Source organism: Gluconacetobacter entanii, from assembly GCF_003206495.1.
Taxonomy (GTDB): domain Bacteria; phylum Pseudomonadota; class Alphaproteobacteria; order Acetobacterales; family Acetobacteraceae; genus Novacetimonas; species Novacetimonas entanii.
This window is the reverse complement of the sequence record NZ_NKUF01000017.1, coordinates 13,602-37,114: the sequence shown is the minus strand read 5'-3', so window position 1 is coordinate 37,114 and position 23,513 is coordinate 13,602. Positions and strand designations below refer to the sequence as shown.

At 61.8% G+C, this 23,513-nt stretch carries 12 protein-coding genes and 1 pseudogene; 8 read left to right on the top strand and 5 right to left on the bottom strand.

Annotated features, from left to right (window positions below; translation table 11 throughout):
• Nucleotides 1–27: 27 nt before the first annotated feature.
• Together CFR72_RS18500 and CFR72_RS09130 are read left to right on the top strand one after the other, a co-directional pair.
• Entirely contained in the window at nt 28–4,641 is a 4,614-nt protein-coding gene (locus CFR72_RS18500) for a GH36-type glycosyl hydrolase domain-containing protein (RefSeq protein WP_456303979.1), read from the top strand.
• 338 nt (nt 4,642–4,979) lie between these two features.
• On the top strand, nt 4,980–5,957 hold the full coding sequence (locus tag CFR72_RS09130; RefSeq protein ID WP_233045190.1) for an MIP/aquaporin family protein: 978 nt from the start codon (nt 4,980–4,982) through the stop codon (nt 5,955–5,957).
• 102 nt (nt 5,958–6,059) lie between these two features.
• On the opposite strand, the gene putA is transcribed toward CFR72_RS09130, so the two are convergent.
• The 5 genes from putA to CFR72_RS09105 form a co-directional block, all read right to left on the bottom strand.
• Nucleotides 6,060–9,716 (bottom strand): bifunctional proline dehydrogenase/L-glutamate gamma-semialdehyde dehydrogenase PutA, encoded by a 3,657-nt coding sequence (gene putA / locus CFR72_RS09125; protein WP_110913686.1) that lies wholly within the window; start codon nt 9,714–9,716, stop codon nt 6,060–6,062.
• 225 nt (nt 9,717–9,941) lie between these two features.
• Nucleotides 9,942–10,634 carry a GntR family transcriptional regulator gene (locus tag CFR72_RS09120; protein ID WP_110913663.1) on the bottom strand — a complete coding sequence of 231 codons (693 nt, stop codon included), beginning with the start codon at nt 10,632–10,634 and terminating at the stop codon, nt 9,942–9,944.
• 303 nt (nt 10,635–10,937) lie between these two features.
• On the bottom strand, nt 10,938–12,560 hold the full coding sequence (locus tag CFR72_RS09115) for an APC family permease (RefSeq protein ID WP_110913662.1): 1,623 nt from the start codon (nt 12,558–12,560) through the stop codon (nt 10,938–10,940).
• A gap of 74 nt (nt 12,561–12,634) precedes the next feature.
• Nucleotides 12,635–14,215 carry an aldehyde dehydrogenase (NADP(+)) gene (locus tag CFR72_RS09110; protein ID WP_110913661.1) on the bottom strand — a complete coding sequence of 527 codons (1,581 nt, stop codon included), beginning with the start codon at nt 14,213–14,215 and terminating at the stop codon, nt 12,635–12,637.
• A gap of 22 nt (nt 14,216–14,237) precedes the next feature.
• Entirely contained in the window at nt 14,238–15,515 is a 1,278-nt protein-coding gene (locus CFR72_RS09105) for an NAD(P)/FAD-dependent oxidoreductase (protein WP_110913660.1), read from the bottom strand.
• Nucleotides 15,516–15,589: 74 nt separating this feature from the next.
• On the opposite strand from CFR72_RS09105, the gene CFR72_RS09100 reads away from it, so the two are divergent.
• From CFR72_RS09100 to CFR72_RS09080, 6 genes and pseudogenes are all read left to right on the top strand, one after another.
• Nucleotides 15,590–16,483, top strand: coding sequence for a dihydrodipicolinate synthase family protein (locus CFR72_RS09100; RefSeq protein WP_110913659.1), 894 nt, complete (start codon nt 15,590–15,592; stop codon nt 16,481–16,483).
• A gap of 43 nt (nt 16,484–16,526) precedes the next feature.
• A complete protein-coding gene (locus CFR72_RS09095; RefSeq protein ID WP_110913658.1) occupies nt 16,527–17,525 on the top strand; it encodes a 4-hydroxyproline epimerase in 999 nt (332 codons plus the stop codon).
• Between the two features lie 25 nt (nt 17,526–17,550).
• Nucleotides 17,551–18,252 (top strand): GntR family transcriptional regulator, encoded by a 702-nt coding sequence (locus CFR72_RS09090; RefSeq protein ID WP_244182234.1) that lies wholly within the window; start codon nt 17,551–17,553, stop codon nt 18,250–18,252.
• 1,014 nt (nt 18,253–19,266) lie between these two features.
• Entirely contained in the window at nt 19,267–20,658 is a 1,392-nt protein-coding gene (locus CFR72_RS18030; protein WP_244182233.1) for a TonB-dependent receptor plug domain-containing protein, read from the top strand.
• Nucleotides 20,659–20,676: 18 nt separating this feature from the next.
• Nucleotides 20,677–21,705, top strand: a pseudogene (locus tag CFR72_RS18025) (TonB-dependent receptor domain-containing protein); the annotation flags it as partial.
• Between the two features lie 445 nt (nt 21,706–22,150).
• Complete coding sequence (locus CFR72_RS09080; protein ID WP_110913656.1) at nt 22,151–23,512, top strand: amino acid permease; 1,362 nt, start codon at nt 22,151–22,153, stop codon at nt 23,510–23,512.
• The last annotated feature ends 1 nt before the right edge of the window (nt 23,513 follow it).

Here is a 23,513-nt window from a genome sequence, read left to right as displayed (position 1 = left end):
GAGGCGCAGGACAGCAACTGTTACGACCTGCTGGCGTCGGAGGCACGGCTGGCGGTTTTCTTCGCCATCGCCAAGGGGGACATGCCGGCGCGCAACTGGTTCCGCCTTGGCCGTGCCATCACCCCTGTCGGCAATGGCGCGGCGCTGGTGTCATGGTCGGGGTCGATGTTCGAATACCTCATGCCGTCGCTGGTCATGCGCGCGCCGATCGGAAGCCTGCTGGAACAGACCAACAGGCTGGTCGTGCAGTGCCAGATCGCCTATGGGCAGGGGCGCGGCATTCCATGGGGCATTTCCGAATCCGCCTATAATGTGCGCGATCTTGAATATACCTACCAGTATTCGAATTTCGGCGTGCCCGGGCTGGGGCTGAAACGCGGTCTGGGGAATGACACCGTCGTTGCGCCTTATGCCACGATGCTGGCGGCCATGGTTGACCCGCAAAAGGCGGTCGCCAACCTTTCGGCCCTCGACAGGCTGGGGGCACAGGGGCGTTACGGGTTTTACGAATCCCTCGATTATACACCGCAGCGCGTGCCGGACCGTGAACGCATGGCGATCGTGCGCGCCTACATGGCCCATCATCAGGGCATGTCGATCCTGGCGGTCGCGGATACGGTCATGAATGGCATCATGCGCGCGCGTTTCCATGATGACCCGACCATTGCCTCGGCCGAACTGCTGCTGCAGGAACGCGCGCCACGCACCGGCGCGGTCGCACGCGCCCTTCCGTCGGAGGAAGCCGCACCAGCACCCTCCCATGCGCAGGCCACGGCCGGCGGACGGTATTATGCCACCGCCGATACACCGCAACCTGTGACGCACCTGCTGTCGAACGGGCGCTATACGGTCATGCTGAGCGCGGCGGGATCGGGATACAGCAGGTGGCAGGGGCAGGCCATCACCCGCTGGCGCGAAGACCCGACACTCGATGATACGGGATCATATGTCTATCTCAGGAACGTACGCACCGGGCAGGTCTGGTCCGCGGGCCTGCAACCCTGCGGCGTGCGGGCGGACGAATATGCCGTCATGTTCCATGAGGACCGGGCGGAATTCGCGCGCCGTGATGGCGATGTCACCACCATGATGGAGGTCATGGTCTCGGCCGAGGATGATGTGGAGGTCAGGCAGGTTTCCCTGTTCAATGGTGGCAGCGAAACGCTGGAGATCGAGGTCACGTCCTATGCCGAACTTGCGCTGATCGCGCAGGCGGCGGACCTTGCGCATCCGGCGTTTACCAAGCTGTTCGTGCAGACCGAATACCTGCCGGAGTCCCGCGCCCTGCTGGCCACCCGCCGCCGCCGCACGCCGGAGGAGCCTGAAATCTGGGCCGCGCATCTGGCGGTCTGCGCCACGCCGGTACAGGTGGAAACGGACCGGGCGCACTTTGTCGGGCGCGGGCATGGCGTGCGCCTGCCGCATGCGCTCCTGCCCGAAGGGACGATGTCGGGACGCACGGGGACCGTGCTGGATGCGGTCTTTGCCATCCGCAGCACGCTGCTCATCAAACCCGGTGCGATGACGCGGATCACCTTCTGGACACTGGTCGCCGCCTCACGCACGGAACTGCTGGACCTGATCGACACGCACCGGGATGCGGTCGCGTTCGAACGGGTGCGCATGCTGGCATGGACGCAGGCGCAGGTGCAGTTGCGCCATCTGGACATCACCCCGGCGGATGCCGACCTGTTCCAGCGGCTTGCGGGACACATCATCTATGCAGGGCCAGCCCTGCGCGCCGACACGCAGAGCATACGCGCCGGTGCTGGCGCGCAGCCTGCCCTGTGGGAGCAGGGCATTTCGGGCGACCTGCCGATCGTGCTGCTGCGGATCCATGATAACGCCAATACCGACGTGGTGCGTCACCTGCTGCAGGCACAGGAATATTTCCGGCTCAAGCAACTGGCGGTGGATATCGTGATCCTCAATGAACATCCCTCTTCCTACCTCCAGGATCTTCAGACCTCGCTTGAAGACATGGTGCGTGCGTCGGGCCGGGTGGCAGCAGGTGCAGGATCGGTGCGCATATTGCGTGCCGACCTGATCCCCCCTGCCCTGCATGACCTGCTGGTATCGGTGGCGCGGGTCGTGCTGTCGGCGCGCCAGTCCCTTGCCGAACAGCTTGGGCATGCGGAAACCCTGCCGCCGCCACATCCCGCCGCCACACAGGTCGCGCGCAGGACCGCGCCACCCGGCCCGGATATGGCCGCACGTGGCGGGCCTGTTGTGCCGGAACTGGAATTCTTCAACGGGTTCGGCGGCTTTGCCGATAACGGCCGGGAATATGTGGTCATCCTGTCTCCCGGCCGAACGACACCCGCACCGTGGGTCAATGTCATCGCCAATGATGATTTCGGGTGCCAGATCTCCGCCGAGGGGACGGGATATACGTGGGCGCTCAACAGCCGTGAACACCAGTTGACGCCATGGTCGAACGATCCGGTGGCTGATCGGGGCGGGGAAATCTTCTATTTCCATGATCAGGACACGCATGACCTGTGGTGTCCGAACGCCGCGACCCGGCGGGATGCGGGCGCGACCTATGTCACCCGTCACGGATGGGGCCATACCCGTCAGGAACGTGTGGCGCATGGCATCGCCAGCACGGTGGTGCAGTACGTGCCGGAGAGCGATCCGGTCAAGATTTCCCGCATCCAGTTGCACAACCTCTCCCCCCGCCCGCGGACCCTGTCCATTACCGCCTATGTGGAATGGGTGCTGGGGGCCGCGCGCGGGAATGCCGCACCGTTCGTCATCACATGGCTCGATCCACAGACCGGCGCCCTGTTTGCGTGCAACCGGTGGGATGCGACCTATGGCCGCCGTATCGCCTTTCTGGATATCGGGGGATACAGGACCGCCGCATGTGGGGACCGGCGCGCCTTTGTGGGCCGCAATGGCACGCTGGATGCACCTGCGGCCTTCACGCGGGCCGATGGTGTCGCGGGCGCGCTGGGCGCGGGACTGGACCCGTGCGGGGTGTTGCAGACGCTCGTCACCCTGCCGCCCGATGGCCGGGTGGAAACTGTCTGCCTGCTGGGCGAGGCGCAGGACGAGGATACGGCGCGCTCCCTCGTGTTGAAATATCGCGCGGCCGATCCCGATGCGGTCCTGCGCGGGGTCACCGCCAGGTGGGAGGCGCTGACCCGTTCGATGCAGGTCCGGACGCCGGATCGCGCAATGGACATCATGCTCAATGGCTGGCTGCTCTATCAGACGTTGAGCAGCATGGTCCGGGCGCGGGCCGGTTTTTACCAGGCCAGCGGGGCCTTCGGCTTTCGCGACCAGTTGCAGGATGGCATGGCGCTGGCGGTGGCTTCTCCCGCACGGGTGCGCGAACATCTGCTGCGCGCGGCCTCGCGCCAGTTTGTCGAAGGGGATGTGCAGCACTGGTGGCTGCCGCAGACCGGGGCGGGCGTGCGTACCCATATTTCCGATGACTGTGCATGGCTGGCTTACACCGTCGCCCATTATGTGCGAACCACCGGGGACCGCGCGATACTGGAGGAACAGGTCCCGTTTCTGGACGCTCCCCTGCTGCCGATGACCGAGCATGACCGTTTCATGGTCCCTGCCGTCTCCGCCGAGGTCGCGTCCCTTTTCGAGCATTGCGCCCGCGCGCTCGAGCACAGCATGGCTGTGGGTGCGCATGGGTTGCCCCTGATGGGAACGGGCGACTGGAACGACGGCATGAACCGGGTGGGGGAAAAGGGCCATGGGGAGAGTGTGTGGCTGGGATGGTTCCTGCATGCCGCGCTGATGGCGTTCATCCCGCTGGCACGGGAATGTGGGGCAGGCGCGCGGGCGGATGTGTGGCAGGCGCATGCAAACGCCCTGGCGCAGGCGCTGGAGGCGGCGTGGGACGGGGACTGGTATCTGCGTGCCTATTTCGATGACGGCACACCGCTGGGATCGCACCTTGACAGGGAATGCCGGATCGACGCGATTTCGCAGTCATGGAGCGTGCTGTCCGGGGTTGCGACGCCGGAACGGGCCGCACACGCCATGCAGTCCGCGCTGCAGCACCTGACGGGACATCCGCAGGGACTGGTCCTCGTGCTTGCGCCACCGTTTGAGGGGGCGGGTCCCGATCCGGGCTATATCAGCGGTTATCCCCCCGGTATCCGCGAAAATGGTGGACAGTATACCCATGCGGCGCTGTGGACCGTCATGGCGGTGGCGGCCCTGCATGACGGGACGCGCGCCCATGGCCTGTTCCATGAACTCCTGCCCATCACGCATGCGCGGACGATGCGCGATGCCCGGACCTACCTGCTGGAGCCTTATGTCGTGGCGGCGGATATCTATTCCCGCCCGCCCCATCAGGGACGCGGCGGGTGGTCATGGTATACGGGATCGGCAGGCTGGATGCAGCGGGTCGGGTGTGAAACCATCCTCGGGATTCATGTCGAGGGCACGGAACTGTGCATTGATCCGTGCATTCCCGCCGACTGGTCCGCTTTCGAGGTGGAGCTTGCATGGCGCACGGCGCGCTATGCCATCAGGGTTGAAAACCCGAACCATGTCTGCCGTGGGGTCACGCGACTGGTTGTGGATGGACAGCCCATGGCGGAAAGCCACCGCATCACCATGCTCGATGACGCACGACAGCATACGGTATCGGTGACACTTGGCTAAGCATGGGGCCGTGCATCACCGACAGGGATATGGTCCCCGCAAAATCCAGAAATATAATGATAAAAAAGGCCAACGACCTCGAAATATCTATAATAAGATAAATGAATATGACCACGAGATCACGATGTATTTACGCTGTCATATCTGGATACCACCTATGTATTGAGGCGCCATGACAAAGGTCAATATCAGTATATGATGTGTTTCCGTTTTCACGGCATGATGAATACATGGGCAGGGCAATGGCGGAACATCAGGACGGTACGGAAAACAGGGACAGGCACCATCGGCATTTCCATATGCCGCACATGCACCTGCCGCATTTTCATCTTCCCCATGTGCGATTGCCACATATCCACTGGCCGCATTTCCACATCCATTTCCATGACCGTCCCCTGTCGGGGGAACCGCATCCGGAACGGCCGTTCCACTGGCGCCTGTACTGGTGTGAGGCACTGGCCACGGCCGTGCTGATGATCGTGGGACTGGTCTGTGTCATCCTGCTGACCGCGCCGGGAACATTCTTCGCCCGCCTGCTGGCGCCGTATCCGAACATCCAGACCGCCCTGTGCGGACTGTGCTTTGGCATGGCGGGAACAGCAGCGGCAATGACACCGTTTGGCAAGATCAGTGGCGCGCACCTCAACCCATCCGTGACCCTTGCCTTCATGCTCTCCAAAAAGATCGTCTGGATCGACGCCCTTGGCTATGCCATCGCGCAGATCCTCGGCGCGCTGGCGGGGACGACGGCGGTCTATGCCCTGGGACTGGTTTTCGCCCCGTGGCATGTATTGTCGAGCGAGGTGCATTACGGCGCGACCATTCCCTATACCAGCATTTCGGTCTGGTATGCCCTTGGGTCCGAAGCACTGGTGACCGGCCTGCTGATCGTCACGCTCTACTGGCTTGCGGCGCATCCGCGTTACAAGGCCGTCACGCCATGGATCGGGGGGATCTTCTTCCTGGTCATGAACCCGCTGACCGCGTGGCTGTCGGGGAACAGCGTCAACTTCGCCCGCAGCCTGGGGCCCGCGCTGTTTGACGGGACATGGACCAATCTGTGGATCTACCTGATCGGGCCGTTTGCCGGTTCGTCACTGGCGGTTCTGGCCATCCGGTTCGACCTGTTTGGCAAGATCCACCTTCTGGAGGCACGTCTGGTCAATTTCGGCCACCATGGGCGGGTGCCTCATCTGGACGACCCCCATTTCAAACATGCCGCCCCGGAACATTACGAGGTCTATCGCGCCCATCTGGAGGAACTGGCAAAAGCCAAGGCGTCACAGGCGTCACAGGCGGCACCGACACCGGACTGAGGCCGGTTCGGACCTGCCTGCATGAAAAAACGTCAGAGGGTGCCGCCTTGGTGGATAAAAGACGGCACCCCGGGACCCATCTTCTGACCCCGGACAGATTTCCTACCCGATCGACATCAGGCTGGCATTGCCGCCCGCAGCCGCCGTGTTCGTACTGCGGCACTGCTCCTCGACGAGGAATTCGCGTCGCAGGCCCCCTTCCTTCATGACGAAGACCGATGCAATCGGTCCCTTCCCTTCGGCAAGGGTGCGTGTGGCTGTCCGGAAACCGTCATCATCGCAGGCGCCAAGCACAACCGCATATTCGTGCTGCGCCACGTCACTGACAGCGCGGACATGGCGTGCGACATCCGCCGGCAGGCCAGACAGCCACGCCGTATCGTCGGTCCCGCCCGTGACGAAGACCGTATTGCCACAGGACAGCGCCATGGAAACCAGCATCAACAGGTCTTCACGCGTGCCCCCACCGATGCACAGGACATTGCCGCGCGGCATGAGACGGTAGAGGTTTTCCTCCCCCACCGGTCCGGGCAGTACCATTTCCGCGCCACAGAGCGGGGTTTTCATCATCTCGGCCACCTGCCGCGCCACCTGCTGGTGGCCTTTGCCCATCAGCCAGTCGTGCCATGTCTGCATCATGTGTGGCACCGCGCCACCCTTCATGCCGGGCAGCAGGTTTTCCATCGCGGGACATTGCGCGACAAGGCGACGCAGGATCAGCGGCCCCCCCGCCTTTGGCCCCGTTCCGGACAGGCCACGCCCGCCAAAGGGCTGCACCCCGACAACCGCGCCGATCGTATTGCGGTTGATATACAGGTTCCCCACGTCCAGACGCTGCGTCACGTGATCGACCATCGTTTCGATACGGGTATGCAGCCCACCCGTCAGGCCATAGCCCAACGCGTTGATGGCATCGATGACCGTATCGAGCGCCTGCCGGCGATAGCGCAGGACATGCAGCACGGGACCAAACACTTCCGGCCCGAGGTCGGAGATGGAATCAATCTCGATCAGGGTCGGCGGAACAAAGCTGCTATGGCCGCAATGCGCCGGGATGTCCACACGAAACACCGGCGCGCCCTTCGCGCGCAGGGCCGCGACATGGGCCTCTATCCCTTTTGCCGCATCCGGCGTGATGACCGGGCCAATATCGGTGGACAGCAGGGCGGGATTGCCCAGTTGCAGTTCACGCATCGCCCCGCGCAGCATTGTCAGCACATGATCGGCGCAATCTTCCTGCACGCACAGGATGCGCAGTGCCGAACATCTCTGCCCCGCGCTGTCGAAGGCGGAGGCGACGACATCCGTCACGACCTGTTCGGCCAGGGCGGAGGAATCCACGATCATCGCGTTCTGGCCGCCTGTTTCGGCAACCAGCGGCACAGGCTGTCCCGTGTGGTCCCGACGGGTGACAAGCTGGCGGTTGATCGACTGCGCCACCGTGGTCGAACCGGTGAACATCACGCCCGCGACCTGCGGGGCCGCGACCAGGGCCGCGCCCACATCCCCCGCACCGGGCAGCAGTTGCAGCACATCGGCGGGCACACCGGCCTGGTGCAGGATGTCTACGGCCTGTGCCGCGATCAGCGGCGTTTCCTCGGCCGGTTTGGCAATGACGCTGTTGCCTGCGGCAAGGGCCGCCGCCACCTGCCCCGTGAAGATCGCCAGCGGGAAGTTCCATGGGCTGATACAGGCCACCGGCCCCAGCTGGATATGGGTGGCGTTGTCGAATTCCGCATGGATCCGCGCGGCATAGTAACGCAGGAAATCGACAGCTTCGCGTATTTCGGCAATGGCGTTCGGAAATGACTTGCCCGCTTCGCGCACGATCAGGCCCAGCAGCGCATCCGTGCGGGATTCCATGAGGTCCGATGCGCGTTCAAGGATTTCCGCGCGCTTGCCCGGTGGCATGGTCGCCCATGCCACGCCGCCCCTGACGGCGTCCTGCACAACGGCAGGGATGATCGCCACATCGGCGGGCGTCCATGTCCCCACCCTGTCACGCCGGTCCGCCGGGTTTTCAACGTCCAGCACCGCGCCCGCGGCAACCGGCGTGGCCACCATCGGGGCGCAGGTCCATGCGGGCATGTCCGCGGCCAGTCCCCTGCCCAGCGCGGTCAGGGAGTTTTCATCATTCAGGTCCAGTCCCGCCGAATTGCGGCGTTCGGGTGCGAACAGGTCTGGCGGGGCCGCGATGGCGGGATTGGGGGACCAGAACGGCACGACGCCGCGCGCAATGGTCATGGGATCCGCCACCAGCGCGGAAACCGGCACCCGCTCATCGCCGATCTGGTTCACGAAGGAAGAATTCGCCCCATTTTCCAGAAGACGCCGCACCAGATAGGCCAGCAGCGTTTCATGCGTGCCCACCGGGGCATAGATACGCGCGGGCCGCCCCAGCTTGTTCGGGCCGACGACTTCCTTGTACAGCGGTTCACCCATGCCGTGCAGGCACTGGAATTCATAGGAACCGACATGGAATTCCTTGCCTGCCAGCGTATAGATCGTGGCAAGCGTGCGGGCATTGTGGGTCGCGAACTGCGGGAAGATGACGTCACGCGCATCCAGCAGTTTGCGCGCGCAGGCAATATAGCTGATGTCGGTATGGACCTTGCGCGTATAGACGGGGAAATCCGTGACCCCCTCGATCTGCGCCTTCTTGATTTCGCTGTCCCAGTAAGCCCCTTTCACAAGGCGTACCATCAGGCGATGGCCCGTGCGGCGTGCAAGGTCGATGATGAAGTCCAGCACGAAGGGCGCGCGCCGGCCATAGGCCTGCACGACAAAGCCGATGCCGTTCCAGCCCTGCAGCGCCGGTTCGTGGCACAGCCCTTCGAGCAGGTCGAGGGAAAGCTCAAGCCGTTCGCTTTCTTCGGCGTCGATATTGAGGCCGATGTCATACTGCCGCGCCAGTACCGTCAGTTCGATGACAACCGGCAGCAGTTCGGCCATCACGCGCGCGCGCTGTGCCCTGCTGTAGCGCGGATGCAGTGCCGACAGCTTGATCGAAATGCCGGGACGTTCATACACATCCGCACCCCGCGCCCGCCTGCCGATCGCATGGATGGCCGTGATGTAATCCTGCCGGTACCGTTCGGCATCATGCGCCGTCAGCGCGGCCTCCCACAGCATGTCGTAGGAGTAGCGAAAGCCCGTGGCCTCCAGCTTTTCGCTGTTCTTCAGCGCGGCTTCGATGGTTTCGCCAACGACGAACTGTTCGCCCATCATGCGCATGGCCATATCGACCGCCTTGCGGATCACGGGTTCGGCGCACCGGCCCACCAGCCCCTTCAGCGCGCGTGCAAGCCCGGCCTGCCCGTCTTTGGTGCCGGTGCTCAGCCGTCCCGTCACCAGCAGTCCCCATGCCGCGGCATTGGTGAACAGGGGACGGTCACGCGAAATATGCGCCATCCAGTCGCCGGACCCGATCTTGTCACGGATCAGCGCGTCGCGGGTTGCATTGTCGGGAATGCGCAGCAGTGCCTCCGCCAGGCACATGAGGGCCACCCCTTCGGCCGAGGACAGGGAGAATTCCTGTACCAGGGCCTCCACCCCGCCGGGCGCACGGTTATGGCGCAGCCCTTCGGTCAGTTGGGTCGCAAGCGCGGTCGTATGCGCGCCCTGTTCCGGCGTCAGTGTCGCGCCGGGGGCCAGTTCGGCCATGCAGTCAGGTTCGGGACGCCGCAGGGCATCGGTTATCCGTTGCCGCAGGGATGACGGCGCATCCACCGGGCCAGCAAAATCTTTGAAAAACACCATGATGAAGATCCCAAGGCAGGACGGCATGTCCGGGGAATGCCCCCAGAATGATATAATGAAGATATTATAATATATGATTTAAAAATGCATAGCATGTTTTTGCAGCGTTATGACATGCTGCATCCCGTGCTGGCGGCGTCTGCCCGGAAAATGGGCATAATCTGCCCCTGCCTGCCCGATATGGCGGCGGTATGTCTGCCTGAATTGCCGGGATGTAGCGCGCCGTCAGCGTTGCGCGCGTTCGCGGATCACCTTGATGGAAATATTGGCCGCTTCGAGGATATGCTGTCGCGTCAGGCGTGCCACCGCGTCGGCATCGCGCCTGCGGCAGGCCTGCATGATCTCGGCATGTTCCCGGTCGGTTACCAGTTTGCGCCCCTCGATCTCGAGATGGCTGCGGATATAGCGGTTAAGCCGGATATGCAGGTCGTCGATCATTTCCAGCAGGCGCGGGCGTTGCGCCGCGACATAGATCGCATTGTGAAAGGCGCGGTTCAGGTCGCCCGAATCATGCTTGCTTGTCGCATTCGCCGCCCCCTCGACAAAGGCTTCATAGGCATCCTCGACCCGGGCAAGGTCCATGCGCGACATATGGCTGACGGCATGATGGGCGGCCATTTCCTCCAGCGAGGCGCGGATTTCGGAATATTCGATGATGTCCTGTTCGGTCATGCCGGTGACCATCGCGCCACGATTGGGCAGGAAGGTCACCAGTCCCTCGGCTTCCAGTTGCTTCAGCGCCTCGCGCACGGGAATGATGCTGGTGCCAAAACCACCGGCCAGTTCCGATTGCGGCAGCGCCTGTCCCGCCGGCAGCTTGCCTGTCAGGATGGCATTGCGCAGGGCCGCCCCCACCACGATGGATGCCGCGCCACGTTTCTGGCCGGTTTCCACGTCAAAGATGGAAGATGGCAGCATAGGTATTTTCCCTGGCAAGGAGGCCCTGTCCCCATATGTTCCAGACAGGAAAACAGCGGCATCCCTGTATCATGATCCCGGGCCCCACTCCTGCCGCAGTACCATAGGGTACGTTATACGACAGGAAGGTTGGTATACATTATGTGTCAAATTATATGATACGCCATGCATGCCGTCAAATGGTTTGCCATTCCCGCCTGCAAGACGCCCTTCGAAACCGTTGCGGGTTTCTGGTGAAGCTTTTAGCAGGAAGTTTCGGATGCCACCTTTTAAAGGAAAGAGATGGCAGATGACGATATGCCTTCAGAGTGAAACCACGGGTTCGTTGGCAATGACCGTATCCGGTGTCATTGCCTGCGGTGTGTCAGCCGTGACATTGGGCAACTGCATGTCGCGATGGGCAACATGTTCCCCCCATACGAAAATCAGGCCCGCAAAGATCACCACCATCATGTCGTCGAAGGGATGGGCCATGATCGCGTATCCCTCGAACGTCCCGCAGGCCGAGAGGACCAGCATGCCGGCGAAATAGGCCAGCACCCATGCGCTGCTGCGGATGTCTTCGCCCGTATTGCCCGTCCCGCGCAGGGCGCGGATGGCCAGGAAGATAACCCCGAACAGCAGTTGCACCGACAGAAGCCATGACAGCGTGTGCCATCCCGACCAGAAGACGATCAGGCTTGCGATCATGAAGGAAACCGGCCCCATGACCCTGATGCACGTAACCCGGAACGGGCGCGCAAGTCCGGGGGCGGCGTGCCGCAGTGCCGCCGCCGCAACGGGGGCGAAGGCGTAACTCATGATCAGGGCCGACGACACCACGCCGATCAGCGCCTCCCATGACGGGAACGGCAGCATCCAGAACACGCCAAGCCCGAAGGTCAGGAAGGCCGCGCGGCGGGGCACGCCATGGCGTGGGTCCAGATGGCCGAACCATGGCAGGAACGTGCCCGAATGCGACCAGGCGTAAATGATGCGCGCGGTTGAACCCATATAGATGTTGCCCGTGCCCGTGGGGGACACCACCGCATCGATCACGACGGCAAAACCCAGCCATCCAAGCCCCAGTGTCATGGCGATGTCATGGAATGGCAGGGGCAGCAGGCGGTCGATGCCCGCCCATCCGTGGGCCGCAAGCATGCCGGCGGGTACGCTGCCGACAAAGGCGACCTGCAGCAGAACATAGACAAATGCGGCAAGGAAAATCGAAAGCGTCAGGGCGATTGGAATGGTGCGCTGCGGGTTACGCACCTCGCTCGCCACCGCGATGATGGGGGTCAGGCCCAGATAGGCAAAGATGATGCCGCCGATGGACACGGCGCCCTCGATGCTCTGCCAGCCAAAGGGCATGAAGCCGTATGTCGTGAAATTCCCGGGATGGAGGAACAGCAGCAGCACGCCGATGACCAGCATGGGCACGACGAATTTGAAGATGGTGATGATGTTGTTGAACAGCGCGAAGGTCTTGACCCCGGAAATGTTGATCCGCAGCATCCCGGACAGGACCGCGACCTGCACCGCCCACCCCAGCAGGGTCGGATCCCCCGCGCTGTTGGCCGTCAGTCCCGGAATCCATGACCCGGCATACTGGCGCGCCGCGATGATTTCGATTGAAATCAGGCTGGAATAGGCAATGACGGTGATGAAACCCAGCAGCGCCCCCAGCAATGGCCCATGTGCATAGGCCGGATAGCGGATCATGCCCCCGGCCTCTGGCAGGGCGGCGGCAAGTTCGCAATAGATCAGCCCCAGAAACAGGACCGCGATCCCGCCGGCGATCCATGAAATGATGCTGGCCGGGCCAACGATCGCCGCGACATGTGATGCCGCAAACAGCCAGCCCGACCCGAAGACGGCTCCGAACCCCAGCAATGTCAGGTCAAGAAGGGACAGCGAACGATTGAATGCCGGTGATGGCGGGGCCATGGCGCGCCTCCTCGCTTGGTAAATGCATGGCGGCGCGCGGCCCGCCGGGACCGCGAGCCGGTGTGGACAGAGGTTCAGGCGGGGGCCTGCATCGTCCCGTTGACCAGTCGCGTCAGTCCAAGCGGATTGGCGCGCGCCAGTTCGGGCGGCAGGAGGATATCGGGCAGGTCCTGATAGCAGACCGGGCGCAGGAATCGTTCAATCGCCGCCGTTCCCACCGATGTGGTGCGGGTATCCGTCGTGGCGGGGAACGGGCCACCATGGACCATGGCGGGGCAGACCTCCACCCCCGTAGGCCATGCATTGACGATGATACGTCCCGCCTTGCGCTCGAAGACCGGCAGCAGCGCGCGTGCGAAATCCGTATCCGTGCCATCCATCTGCAGGGTGATGGTCAACTGCCCCTCCAGACTTTCGGTCATGGCGTGCATGGTGGCGGTATCGGGACAGGAAACCAGGATCGAAACAGGGCCGAAAACCTCATGCTGCATCTTACGTTCGCGCATGAAATGTTCCGCGGTCGTGCGGAACAGCATCGGGCGGCCCCGGTTGGGCGCACCATCATCATTTCCCTGCCCCACGGCCTCGATCCCCGGACACCGCGCCAGCCGGTCCACACCCGTGTCATAGGCCGCGTGGATTCCCGGCGTCAGCATCGTTGCGGCCTGTCGTGTGGCGATCGACTCCGCCGCGATACGGACGAATGATTCGAACGCCTCGCCTTCGGGCGCAATGACAATGCCCGGATTGGTACAGAACTGCCCCACCCCCATCGTCAGGGAGTCGACAAACCCGCGCGCAAGGGCTTCCGTGCGGGCCGCAAGCGCCTGCGGGCAGAGATAGACCGGATTGATGCTGCCCATTTCGGCGAAGACGGGAATGGGTACGTCGCGCTGTGCCGCCAGTGCCGCGATGGCCGTCCCCCCGGCATAGGAACCGGTAAAGCCGACCGACATGATGGCCGGGTGCTTCACCAGCCATTCCCCGACCTCGTGCCCGTTCCCGCCCAGAAGCGAGAACACGCCTTCGGGCATGTCGCAGGCTGTCATGGCCTGACGGATCGCGCGCCCCACCAGTTCGCTGGTCCCCGGATGGGCGGGATGGGCACGGCAGACCACAGGGCATCCCGCCGCAAGCGCGGAAACCGTGTCCCCGCCCGCGACAGAGAAGGCCAGCGGAAAGTTGCTGGCACCGAATACCGCCACCGGCCCCACGCCGATACGGCGCTGCCGCAGGTCGGCGCGCGGCATCGGTGTACGGTCGGGCAATGCGGGATCAATGCGTGGCTGGCTCCATTCTCCCTGCCGGACCAGGGTGGCGAACAGGCGCAACTGCCCCATCGTGCGTCCCATTTCCCCGCGCAGGCGGCCTTCGGGCAATGCGGTTTCAGCACCCGCGCGCGCGATGATGGCATCCGCGTTTTCGCCCAGACAGGTCGCGATCTGTTCAAGGAATGCGGCACGCCGTTCAAACGACATGGCGCGATAAGGGTCGAATGCGCCTGCCGCCAGACGGCAGGCGGCATCCACATCCGCATGCGTGGCGCAGGCAAAGGCTGGCTCCATCCGTGCATCCGTCGCCGGGTTGATCGCATGGAAATGTGTCTTGCCCCCGACATCGTGCTGTCCGATCAGCAGGGCTCCGCTCAGTGTCATGCTCTCTTTCCTCTCATGTCTTTCATGCCGCGTTTGCCTGCGCCCGCCCGAAACGGTCGGGGCGGAAGGCATGCAGGTCCAGCGGTGTTTCTTCATGGGTTGCGATGGCCGCCACCAGGTCCGCCGTGAACGGGGCCAGCGTCAGGCCCAGATGCTGGTGCCCGCATGCGGCGATGACGCCCGGCAGGCCCGCAATCGGGCCGATGGCCGGCAGGTAATCAGGCAGGGTCGGACGGCAGCCAACCCAGCGGGAAAAGTTCGAGCGGACCGGAAGGCCACTGTTTTGTACTACCCGTTCCAGACTCTGCCACTTGCGCGGGTCTGGCGGGGCGTCCGCGCGCGTGAATTCGACAAATGTCGAGGCCCGCATCCTCGGGCCAAAGCGCGAGACGATGACGGAGTGATCCGCGAATATCATCGGCGGTGCGACAGGTGCCCCGCCATGGTCCCATTCGACGTGATAGCCGCGTTCCGCGATCAGTGGCGGCGTCCATCCCTGCACGATGTCGCGCGTTCCCACGCCGGCGGCCATGACAACGACATCCGGTGACAGCGATGTGCCATCCGCCACGAACACGCGCGGCCCCTGCGGACCCGACGTGACCCGGATGACGCGCTGCTGGCGCAGTTCGCAGCCGGAATCGGCATGCAGGCGGTTGCGCAGCGCCTCCATCACCAGGGCGGGCGCACGTACCTGCGCCGTTCCGTCAAACACCAGTCCCCCACGCGGAACATGGCCCAGCAGCGGCACCAGACTTTCACGTTCATGTTGCGCCATGGGACGCACCGTGGCCGTCCCGTGGTCCGATGACATGACCGCGCGCATCGCCGGAAGCGGATCCTGCGCGCCGTTCCACAGCATCAGATGCCCGGTTTCGATCAGCAGTCCGGGATCATCGAGATCGCACGCCATGCGCCGCCAGGCAGGCAGGGCATGCGACAGCAGTTCACGCAGGGCCAGATGCCCGCGCCGTGCCGTCGCACCACCACATGCGCGGATATAGCGCAGGCACCATGGCAGCCATGTGCCGACATATCGCCAGCCGATATCCAGTGCCCCGCCCGTCAGGGAAAACAGGCGTCCCGGCGCGGAGAGGAGGAATTGTGGGGACGCCAGGGGCATCACCTGCTCCACAGCGATATGCCCCGCATTGCCCCATGACGCCGCGTCCTGCGGTGCGCCCACATTCATGACGGTGACATGCATGCCCCGCGCCCTGAGGCGCAGCGCACAGGAAAGTCCCACAATCCCGCCCCCGACCACGACAGCGGATGCAACGCGACCGGTATTTTCGGGCATGGATGTTTTCTTCCTTTCCAAATCGATACGTATACGATAGACGAAACGTTATCGAAATCAAGTGGAGAGTTCCAATGCAGTGGACGGGTGTTTTTCCTGCGGCGACCACACAGTTTGCCCCGGATCTGTCGATCGATTTCGCCGCGACGCAGAAGGTTCTGGACAACCTGATCGGCGATGGCGTCCATGGCCTGACGATCATGGGCACCTGCGGCGAGAACAATTCGCTCGAACCGGATGAAAAGCTGAAGGTGCTGGCCGCCTCGTGCGAAACGGCAAAGGGACGCGTGCCCGTCATCGTGGGCGTGTCGGAACTGACGACGCCGCGGGCGGTGAAATTCGCGGCCGATGCCGCACGGATCGGCGCGGACGCGCTGATGGTCCTGCCCGCGATGGTTTATGTGCCCAAGGAAGCGGAACTTGTCGCCCACCTGAAGGCCGTGGCGGCGGCATCCGACCTGCCGATCATGCTGTACAACAACCCTACCGCCTATCGCGTGAACATCAGCATGGATGTGCTGCGTGAACTGACGGATGTGGAAACAATCGTTGCGGTCAAGGAAAGTTCAGCCAATACCCGCCGTTATACCGATGTGGTCAATGCGTTCGGGGACCGGTATATCATGATGGCCGGGCTGGACGATGTGGCGTTCGAAGGGCTGACACTGGGGGCGGCGGGCTGGATTTCCGGCCTGACCAGCGCATTCCCGCAGGAGTCGGTCGAACTGGTGGAGGCCCTGCAGAAGGGAAACATGGCGCGGGCGCTGGAGATCTATCGCTGGTTCATGCCCCTGCTGCACCTGGATGCGGAACATGATCTGGTGCAGTCGATCAAGCTGGCGGAACAGATCATGGGACGCGGCAATGAACGTGTGCGCATGCCGCGCATGCCCCTGACGGGTGCGCGTCGTGCCGAAGTTACGGCCATGGTGGAAAAGGCTGCCGCCACGCGCCCTTCCGCACGATAGGCCATATGCCCGCGACGGCCGCACTTTAATCAAGGACATGACGATGCGACATACGTTTTTCTGTGTTGACGGTCATACGGCGGGTAATCCCGTCCGGCTTGTCGCGGGTGGTGCGCCCCTGCTGCGTGGGACCAGCATGAGCGAACGGCGCCAGGATTTTCTCTCGCGCTTTGACTGGATCCGCACCGGGCTGTGCTTTGAACCCCGGGGCCATGACATGATGTCGGGCGGTTTCCTCTACCCCCCTACCCGTCCGGATACGGATGGGGGCATCCTGTTCATCGAAACCAGCGGCTGCCTGCCGATGTGCGGGCATGGCACGATCGGGCTGGTGACGTTCGGGCTGGAACACGGGCTGCTGCAGCCGCGCATCAGGGGCCAGCTTCGGCTGGAGGTGCCGGCAGGCATCATCGACATCACCTATACCCATACACACAACCGGGTGACATCCGTTACCATCCGCAATGTCCCGGCATGGGTGGCAAAAACCGGGATTTCCATTGACGTGCCGGGATTCGGGCCCCTGACGGTCGATGTGGCCTATGGCGGGAATTTCTACGCCATCGTGGAACCGCATGGCCAGTACCGCACGCTTGATGAACTTGGCGCGCGGCGCATCCTTGAACTCAGCCCGGTGATCCGCGATCTTGTCCGCGACGCCTATACCCCCGTCCATCCCCTTGATCCCACCATTTCCGGCGTCAGTCACGTCCTATGGGCGGAACCGGGGGAACATGCGGCGCAGCAGGGCCGCAACGCCGTGTTCTATGGCGACAAGGCCATCGACCGCAGCCCCTGCGGCACCGGCACGTCGGCACGGCTGGCGCATCTGTGGCACAAGGGGGTCCTTGGCGTGGACCAGCCGTTCATTCATGAAAGCTATATCCGCAGCCGCTTTACAGGACGTATCGACAGCGAGACAAAAGTCGGCGACCATCGTGCGATCGTCCCGCTGATTACGGGCAGCGCCATTTCAACCGGGTTCAACACGATCTGGATTGATGAGGAAGATGTTTTCAGCAACGGTTTCCAGGTGGTCTGAGCACGTCCATCCGGAGTGACCCTTCTTGCATAAAGGCCCCCTGCGCATGGGCATCGTACGCCATTCCACATCACTGCAGGTACGCACCATTGCGGATCAGCTTTATTACCTGATCCGCAAACGTATCCTTAAAGGTGAACTGGCAGAAGGCGAACCCATCCGTCAGGATACGATCGCCACCGAACTGGGCATCAGCAAGATCCCCCTGCGTGAGGCGCTGGCGCGTCTGGAGCAGGATGGCCTGGTCAGGTCGCATGCCAATCGTGGATTTACCGTCAATACGCTGAGCGCGGAAGAAGCCGACGAGGTCTTTGCGCTCAGGCTGCAGCTTGAACCCACCGCCACTGTTGCAGGCAGCAGGCGCGCGACCGCCGCCGACCATGCACTGGCCCGCGCGACCCTGGCGGCGGTCGGGAATGCCGCGATGCAGGATGATGTTGACTGGGGCGAATGCAATCGCGCCTTTCACATGTCCCTTATCGCCCCCGGTGCGGGCACGCTGACCTATACCATGATCGAACGCCTCAATGTCATTGCGGACCGCTATGTGCGGTTCCATCTGGGACCGATGGGACGGCCGGAACAGGCGAACATCCAGCATGGCCAGATACTGGAGGCATGGATCAATGGGGATGAGAAGACCCTGCTGAAACTGTCACGCAGCCATATCCGCAATACGCATGACGACCTGCGCAAGGAACTGCCGCGCAACGGCTCCCGGCTGTAACGCCTGCCGGGGCATGGCGGGGACGCAGGCGACCCAGATGGCCTGTGGTCATGAATCGCCCCGCCTTACAAAATGACCGGAAACAGGGCAGATGCATTGATTTTGCGTCGCTGATGCCCAATTTTTTGACGAAAATCACATCCCATATATAAATATCAACATCATATAATATATGATGTTGCATATGCGTACCGATGGTGACATGCTGGTTCCTGTCGTCGAACAGGACACAAAAGCAGACTCATAATAAATTCAGAGTAGAAAATGTAATACGTTTCGATCTGTATTTTAATATGCTGATAATTATATGAATTCCAAGAGATTGAATATCTTCGATACATTTTCCGGGGAAAGATAGCCTTCTTTCATGGGAATGTCAGGAATCCGAAAGGGTTCCCCTGCTTTTTTTCATAAATCAAACTAACCCGACGCATGTAATGTTTATCATAAAACATGTGTCAAATATGCAACGGCATGGGGACGCAACATCTTTTTGTCGCGGAATAATGCGAAAACGTATTGATCATATATTATATTTCATGCACGGTATACGATATATTCGATACCAATAAGGGGATTGAAAGAAACAAAAATAACGAAGCACTCTGGATATGCGTGATTTTCCAAGGGAATTCGGCATGCTGCACGCGAATGCCAGGCCGGGACATCCATACCAATCGCTCCGTCCGGTTGCGCTTTCAAACGGAGAAAATATTGTGGCTAAAACGCCACGTCCGGTTGGGTGGGTGCGTCATGGGAATACTTGCGTGTTCATTTGGATCGTACGTTTTTGTTCTTGAAATTCAATAATATATGCAAAGGAGGTGAGGAATGATGCTGTATGAAAACAATCTGTTTTACCACCTGGCGGACAGTCATGACGCGGCATCGCGCCTGTCGGCCCGGACCGTGGCTCACCTTATGTCTGCGCGCATCCTGATCCTCCCCTGTCCATCCGCCCGGTAGGAACACAGACGAATGAACAACCGTAATCTCTTTTCAGGCCTGCTTTTGATGACAACGGTCCTGTCGGGCATGTCGTCTCATCAGGTTCATGCCGCCACCAGCACCACGACGACAGCCACGTCCCACCCCGGCCACGCCGCGGCACGAGGTACGACACGTGCGACGGGCGTGCATGCGACACGCGGAACGGCCACGGCCCACCCTGCCGGTCCGGTCCGTTCACACGCTGCCCCCGAAGCCCTGTCGGTTTCGGCACATCGCACGGTGCATGGCGCGCACCTGATCGTCGGCAAGAAACTCCTGGAATCCGCCCCGCCCGGCACGAACCCCATGGCGGCGCTGAACACCATGCCTGGCGTGGATTTCCAGTCCGCCGACGCGCAGGGTGTCAGCACCTGGAGCACGCAGATCTTCATGCACGGTTTCCAGCAGCAGGAAATCGGCATGACGCTCGATGGCATTCCCCTCGGCGAAATGACGTATCGTAACTACAACGGCATGAATCCCGTGCTCGCGGTCTCGTCGGAGAATGTGCAGGGCATTGACGTGTCGCAGTCCGCCGGTGCGGAAGACGTGGCGGCGACCAACAACCTTGGCGGGTCGCTTGCCTATACCACCAGCGACCCGAGCCATAAGCTCGGCGGTACGGTCAACCAGGGGTTCGGCAGCTTTGATACGTTCCACACCTATGCGCGCGTGGACAGTGGCGACCTGAATAGCACCGGCGCCCGCTTCTATGCGTCGTATATGCGTAACGATCAGGACAAGTGGAAAGGGTATGGGGAGCAGTTCTACCAGCAGGTCAACGCCAAGCTGGTGCAGCCGATCGGACAGAACAGCTCCATCTCCGCCTATTTCGACTGGAGCGATCTGCACGAGATGGAATATCAGGACATGTCGCCTGATATCCTCAATCATCTCGGCTACAATGCGGACAATTACTATAACGGCAAGGCAAGCGGTTATATCCGCGCCTATGACGCTGCCCTTGCGGCGCAGGGCAAGGGCGGCGGCTATCCCGCCGGGTATGGCAATCTGAGCGATGCGTCGGATGCGTCCTATTATGATAGTGCAACCAACCAGGACGACATCGTAGGCTACCTCAAGGCGGATCTGGCGCTGACGGACAAGGTACGCTGGACCACCACCGCCTATGGCCATGGGGAATCCCAGCAGACCACGTGGACCACGCCCTATAGCGGTTCGCCCAATGGTTCCCCCCTGAGTGAACTTGTCAAGCAGCCTTCCATCCGGCGTTTTGGCGTGCTGTCTCAGGTGACCTACGATGTCGCCCACAACCATATCAGCGGCGGCGTCTGGTATGAAAACAACGATTACCAGTCCCCGATGTACCAGTATGCGGAACCGAATGTCGTCAATGGCGTCGTGCAGGGCAACCTGGTCAACCCGCTTGGACATTTCAAGGACCCCTTTGCCTAGGTCTTCAACCAGAACTACAACACCAACACCTTCACCGCATTCGTGCAGGATACCTATCGCCCGATCCGCAACCTGGCCCTGCATTTCGGGTTCAAGTCGCTGCTGAACACGACGCGCGTGGGTGATGGATATCTGAATCAGGATTATTACGGTAACATCGGCAACATCACCAGCGGCGTAAGCCAGACGATCGCCAAGCCGTTCCTGCCGCATATCGGCGTGGACTGGACATTCCTGAAACGTCATGAACTGTTCATCGATATTTCCGAAAACGTCCATACCTATGCGGAATCGGGCTTCAAGCTCTCGAACTCCCCGTTCGCCGTGACGCAGACGGCCTATAACGACGCGCGCAGCACTTTGCGCCCGGAAACGGCCTGGACCTATGCCATCGGCTACCGGTACCATGACCGCCTGCTCGGCGCGTCGGTCTATGCCTACCGCACGAATTTCAACAACCGCCTGCAGCAGATCACGTCCGGCCCGGCGGTCAACCCGATTTCGAGTGTCGCCAATGTGGGTGGCGTGACCATGAATGGTGTTGATGCGGCCCTGACGGTGACGCCGCTGCGCAACCTCGCGATCACCAACAGCATCAGCTACAACCACGCTGTCTATGACGATAACATCACGGATTCCAACGGCACCCATCCCACGAAGGGGCAGCAGGTCGTGAACTATCCGCGATTCATGTACAAGGCGCGCCTGTCCTATGACTGGCGTTCGCTCAGCTTCTATATTGATGGCAATTACGTCGGGCAGCGCAATTACGATTACGAGGGTGAATACCGCATCCCGGGGTACTGGCTGTCGAACCTTGGCCTGCAGTGGCACGTCAAGAAAACCAGCGATACCGGCCCACGCCTGGGTGGGTTCCTGCGTGGCCTGACCCTGTCGTTCAACCTGACCAACCTGACCAATACCCGCTACATCGCCACCATGGGCGAAAACGGCAACCCGATGAACGCCGCATCCGCCTATACCGACCAGTCGATGCTGCTGGGCACGCCGCGTATGGCCTTTGGCGCCATCAAGGCCGATTTCTGATCGCACGGCATGGACAACCGCCCTGCCCTGTTTCCATCCACCGGATCCCTGCCCAGGCGGATGGGATGGCGCAGGGCCTTCCTTTATGATGGATGTCCATTTCGCAACGGCCTGATGACCAGTAAAGTCCGGTGCTGTCCGGATCTTTTCCCAAAACCTGTACCAGACAATTCCTTGCGGTTTCCATGATGCACAATGGGCGGGATTCGGGACCGATGCCCATTCTTTCGGCATGTTGCAATATTTCCGTACATGCAGCGAAATGACATGGTGAAATCTGGAAAACCAAATCATGACAAGGGAATTTACGTTACGGTTTTGGACACATGTCATGAAAGGTGATAGCGTTCCCGCCCGCAGGGAACTGGCATGATGCCGTCCTCTTCCTGATGGTGGGGGCGGTTCTGGCGGGCTGCCAGCAGTCCGTGACCATGAAGGATATTTGATGACACAGGATGCCGCTTCCGGCCGGATGCTGAAAAATCGCCATATCGCCATGATTGCCCTTGGCGGTGTCATCGGGGCCGGCCTGTTCGTGGGGAGCAGTTCCGCCATTGCGGTGGCGGGGCCTGCGGTCCTGCTGGCCTATGCCCTGTGCGGCGGACTGATCATGGTCGTCATGCGCATGCTGGGCGAAATGGTGATGCAGCAGCCGGGCCTTGGTTCATTCGTGGAATATATCCGGCAGGGATATGGCAGCAGGGCGGGCTTCGTCGCGGGCTGGATGTACTGGTTTTTCTGGGTGGTGGCCATGGGAAGCGAGGCCATCGCCGGGGGGCTGCTGCTGCAGGACTGGGTCGCCCTGCCAACCTGGCTGCTGGCGGTGGGCATCATCCTTGTGCTGATGGCGATCAATCTGCGATCGGTGGATGTGTTCGGGGAGTGTGAATTCTGGCTTTCCCTGCTGAAGGTCGCAAGTATCATCCTGTTCGTCGTGATGGGCGTACTGTTCGTGGGGCATATGTTCGGGCCGGGAATATCCGTCCGGGCCAATTATTTCGGACATGGGGGGATTGCGCCGCATGGCGTCACCGCCCTGCTGGCGGTCATCCCGACCATCATGTTCAGCATGATCGGGTCCGAGGTGGCGACCGTGGCGGCGGCGGAATCCGCCAACCCGCGCATGGGCGTGGCCCGCGTGACACGCAGCATCGGGGTCAGGATCACGGTCTTCTACCTCACCTCCATCATGCTGCTGCTTGCCATTGTTCCCTGGACCGATGTTACGGCAGGCAAATCCCCGTTTGTTGCGGCCATGACGGTCATGGGGGTTCCCGGTGCGGCAACCATCATGCGCATCGTCGTGTTCAGCGCGATCCTGTCATGCCTGAATTCCAGCCTGTACATCACATCGCGCATTCTGGCGGAACTTGCCCGTTCCGGTAATGCCACTGCCCTGATGGCACGGCATTCGGCGCAGGGTGCACCGCATTCCGCCCTGATCGCCAGCACGCTTGCAGGCCTGGTCGTGGCGTTCTGCTCCATCCTGTCGCCGAATGTGATCTTCTCTTTCCTGCTCAATTGCAGCGGTGGCGTCATCCTGCTTGTCTACCTGCTGATCGCGGTCACCTACCTTGTCATGAAACGGCGGCAGGACACGCCAGACGGTAGCTGGCAGGCCTATCTGAGCATTGGTGGCATCTGCGTGGTGTTTGTTGCGATGCTGCTTGACCCGACAGAGCGCATGACGGCGGTTGCCAGCCTGCTGAACGCGGTATTCTTTGTCTGCCTGTATGATGGGTGGCAGATGCTGGCCCGCCGCCGCGACCGCGCCAGCGCCGCACGCACGGAACAGGGATATCCGTAAT